Below are 3693 nucleotides of genomic sequence, written 5' to 3' on the forward strand. Positions count from 1 at the left end.
CGACGCCTGGCGCATCCTCTACACCAGCACAGCGCCGGACGACACCGTGGTGGCCGTCAGCGGCACGGTCATCGCGCCGGCCGACCGGGGCACGGACGCGCTCCCGCTGCTCAGTGTGGCGCACGGGACCACCGGGATCGTCCCGCGCTGCGCGCCGTCCCTCAGCCCCACCCCGTTCTGCGACGGTGCGGGCGCCGCGCTCACGGAGATGGTGACCGAGCACGGGTGGGCGGGGGTGATCTCGGACTACGTGGGTCTGGGCACCCCGGGGATGCACCCGTACCTGGTGGGACAGGTGGAGGCGCGCAACGTCCTCGACGCCTCCCGTGCGGCACAGCAGCTCGACGGGGTGACCCTGAGCAGCGACACCGTTGTCTGGGGGCACTCGCAGGGCGGGCACGGTGCGCTGTGGACCGGTCAGATCGCCCAGGACTACGCTCCCGAGCTGACCCTGCTGGGCATCGCCGGGATGGCTCCCGCCACGGACCTCTACACGCTCGCCGAGCTGAGCAAAAACGAGGTGGGGGGCAAGACGGTCTCCGCCTACATCGCGCAGTCGTGGAACGAGGTCTACCCGGAGCTGGATCTGGCCGGGCACCTCAACCCGGGCACCGCGCACGGCGTGGAGAGGATCGGCGACCTGTGCTTCAACGAGAAGGACGCGATCGCCGCCCTCGTGCGGGGCACCCAGATCCCTGAGCAGGTGTTCCCCGACGCGGTCCTCGACGGCGACCTGGGGGCGACGTTGAAGGACTCGCCGACCGGGCCGTGGCCCGCGCCGGTGCTGATCGCCCAGGGGCTGGCCGACCCGTTGGTCAAGCCGGCGATGCAGCAGGACTGGGTGGACGCCCGGTGCGCGGACGGCGAGCCGCTCGACTACCGGACCTACCCCGGCCGCGATCACAACGGGCTGGTCGCCGCGGACTCCCCGCTGACCCCGCAACTCGTGAGCTGGACCCTCGATCGCCGGAACCGGGCGGCGCCCACACCCACCTGCTGAGCCGGCGCAGGCGGGGGAACAGGCTCCCCATTGACAGTTTCCTATATAGGAATATGATTGCGCCCATGGCACGGGCAGCGACGACCTCGGACGTGTTCAACGCGATCGCCGAACCCCAACGCAGGGAGATCCTGGTCCTGCTGCGGGATGGCGAGCGGCCGGCGACCGAGGTCGCGCTCGAACTGGGGATCACCCAGCCCGGTGCCTCCAAGCACCTGCGGGTGCTCCGCGAGGTCGGCCTGGTGCGCGACCGACGTGAGGGCAAGCAGCGCATCTACCACCTCGACCCCGGCGGGCTCCGGTCCGTCCACGAGTGGGTCGGCGGGTTCGAGCGGTTCTGGAACGAGAGCTTCGACAGGTTGGACGACTACGTCCGCGAGATGGCGCGGGCCGAGGAGGAGGAGTAGACCATGGGGGACAGCAGGCGGGGTGACCCGACAGGGCCGGAGACCGCGGACCGCGAGATCGCCATCACCAGGTACATCGACGCGCCGCGAGAGCTGGTGTTCCGCGCGTTCACCGAGGTGAAGCACCTGGCGCGGTGGTGGGGACCGGAGGGGTTCACCACCACCACCCGGTCCTTCGAGTTCCGCGAGGGCGGCGTGTGGGACTTCGTCATGCACGGCCCGGACGGAACCGACTACCAGGAGTGGATCACCTGGCGCGAGATCGTCCCCCCGGAGCGGATCGCGCTACTGCACGGCGAGTCCGCGGAGGATCCGGAGGCGTTCGAGTCCGTCCTGGACTTCCAACCCGACGGCGGGGGGACCCGTGTCGAGTTCCGCACGGTGTTCCCGACGAGGGAGCTCCGCGATCGCGCGGCGCAGGAGTACCACGCCGTCGAGGGTGGCGAGCAGACCCTGGCCAACCTAGCGGCCCATGTCGCCGAGCTCGCCGACGCGCAAGGGGAAGCGGGAGTGCGGAGGCAACTGGTCCGGGTCCACAACTTCTCCGTCTCGCTGGACGGGTTCGGTACGGGGGAGGGGCAGTGCCTCGAGGCGCCCTTCGGTCACGCCGGGCACCGGTTGTTGGAGTGGGCGCTACCGACACGGACCTTCCAGGACATGGGATTCCACGGGGACCGTGAGGCCTCGGTGGGGGTCGACGAGGCGTTCGCGAGCCGGTGGAACACGGGTATCGGCGCGGAGATCATGGGCCGCAACAAGTTCTCCCCCACCCGGGGCCCCTGGGCGGACGAGACGTGGCGTGGCTGGTGGGGGGACACCCCGCCCTTCCACACCCCGGTGATCGTCCTGACCCATCACCCCAGGCCGACGCTGGAGCTGGACGGGGGCACCACGTTCCACTTCATGGACGCCGACCCCGCCGCGGCGCTCGACGCCGCGCGCGAGCTGGCAGGTGGCCTGGACGTCCGCATCGGCGGGGGAGCGAGCACGATCCGCCAGTTCCTCCGGGCGGACCTGATCGACCAGATGCACATCGTCGTGGTGCCCGTCATCCTGGGCCGGGGGGAACGGCTGTGGGACGGGGTGGAGGGGCTCGAGGAGCGATTCCACATCGAGTCCACCACCTCGCCCAGTGGGGTCACCCACCTGAGCTTCTGGCGTCGCCGTACACCGGGGCCTCGGACAACCTCAGGCGTGTGATGAAGCGCCGGGGCTCACCCGAGAGCGGGTCGGTGAACGCCAACTCCCTCGCGAGCAGTTGGAGAGGCAGGGAGTGATCATCCGGGATCTCCGGTAGCAGGTCGGGGTACCGGCGATCACCCAGGATCGCGATCCCCAGTGCCGCCAGGTGTACCCGCAGCTGGTGCAACCGGCCGGTCCGGGGGCGCAGGATCGTGTGCAGCACCGGGCGCCCGGCCGCGCTCCTGCCGGCACCGAGGACGTCGACGAGGGTCTCGGTGTTCGGCGGGAGGTCGGGGCGGACGGCGACCCGTCGGTGGCCTCGCAGCCTCTCGAGGTGGTCGCGGTGGACGAGGGGGACCGGGCGTCCGGAGATCTCCGGCGTGCTCGGATCCCAGCCCGGCGGCCGCGTCGAGACAGCCTCGTAGACCTTGGCGACCTCTCGTCGTTCGAACAGGGTCTGGTAGGCGCCCCGTGTGGACGGGCGTGCCGAGAACATCACCAGCCCGGCGGTGGCGCGGTCCAGACGGTGGACCGGGGTGAGGTCGGGATTGTCGAGACGGACGCGGAGACGGACGAGTGCCGACTCGCGCAGGAACCCGCCCGTCGGGGTGGTGGGGAGGAAGTGGGGCTTGTCGATCACGACCAGATCGTCGCTGACGTGCACGATCTCCTCGCGGACGGGGAGCGGGTCCTCCGCCGGCACCTCGCGGTGATACCAGATGAACTCGTGTGAACCGAGGGCCGCCGTGGGGCCGACCGGGCGGGCGTCGGCGCCCACGACATCGCCGTCGGCGAAGCGGCGGTGCAGATCGGCAGGGTCGAGGTGATCGAACCGCTCGACCACGTACTCGGCGATCGACGCCCACGGCCCGGCCGTCGGCACGCGGAGCCGCGTCGGTCCGACCCCGTCCCTCACGGGCAGGGGCGAGGGCATCGGCACGACCGCCATCCTCCCCAATAGACTGGGGATCCACCACCCGATCCGGATTCGAGGACCGCACGATGGCACCGCACGACCCCGGCCCCGCCCCGGCCGCGCGGCCCGAGCCCTCGTCCCTCGTCGGACCGGTCACCGAACCGGACATCCACGTGATGAGCTGGAAC

General features: G+C 71.0%; 4 protein-coding genes. 3 read left to right on the top strand and 1 reads right to left on the bottom strand.

Annotated elements, in window-relative coordinates; all coding sequences use genetic code 11:
• The 3 genes from G6018_RS07600 to G6018_RS17660 form a co-directional block, all read left to right on the top strand.
• A partial coding sequence (locus G6018_RS07600) for a lipase family protein (RefSeq protein ID WP_182639294.1) occupies nt 1–1000 on the top strand: 1000 nt, incomplete at its 5' end.
• 65 nt (nt 1001–1065) lie between these two features.
• A complete protein-coding gene (locus tag G6018_RS07605; RefSeq protein WP_182610625.1) occupies nt 1066–1407 on the top strand; it encodes a metalloregulator ArsR/SmtB family transcription factor in 342 nt (113 codons plus the stop codon).
• Between the two features lie 3 nt (nt 1408–1410).
• A complete protein-coding gene (locus G6018_RS17660) occupies nt 1411–2607 on the top strand; it encodes an SRPBCC domain-containing protein (RefSeq protein WP_347237824.1) in 1197 nt (398 codons plus the stop codon).
• Here the strand turns inward: G6018_RS17660 and G6018_RS07620 are convergent.
• Complete coding sequence (locus tag G6018_RS07620; RefSeq protein WP_182639295.1) at nt 2546–3538, bottom strand: pseudouridine synthase; 993 nt, start codon at nt 3536–3538, stop codon at nt 2546–2548. The two genes, G6018_RS17660 and G6018_RS07620, sit on opposite strands and share 62 nt — an antisense overlap.
• Between the last annotated feature and the right edge of the window lie 155 nt (nt 3539–3693).

The sequence above is a fragment of the Dietzia sp. DQ11-44 genome (genome assembly GCF_014145205.1).
Classification (GTDB): Bacteria; Actinomycetota; Actinomycetes; order Mycobacteriales; family Mycobacteriaceae; genus Dietzia; species Dietzia natronolimnaea.

What these genes read in the sequence shown, in the direction of transcription:
- G6018_RS07605 (WP_182610625.1), top strand. Translation starts at nt 1,066, where the DNA reads ATGGCACGGGCAGCGACGACCTCGGACGTGTTCAACGCGATCGCCGAA.
- G6018_RS17660 (WP_347237824.1), top strand. Translation starts at nt 1,411, where the DNA reads ATGGGGGACAGCAGGCGGGGTGACCCGACAGGGCCGGAGACCGCGGAC.
- G6018_RS07620 (WP_182639295.1), bottom strand. Translation starts at nt 3,538, where the DNA reads ATGGCGGTCGTGCCGATGCCCTCGCCCCTGCCCGTGAGGGACGGGGTC.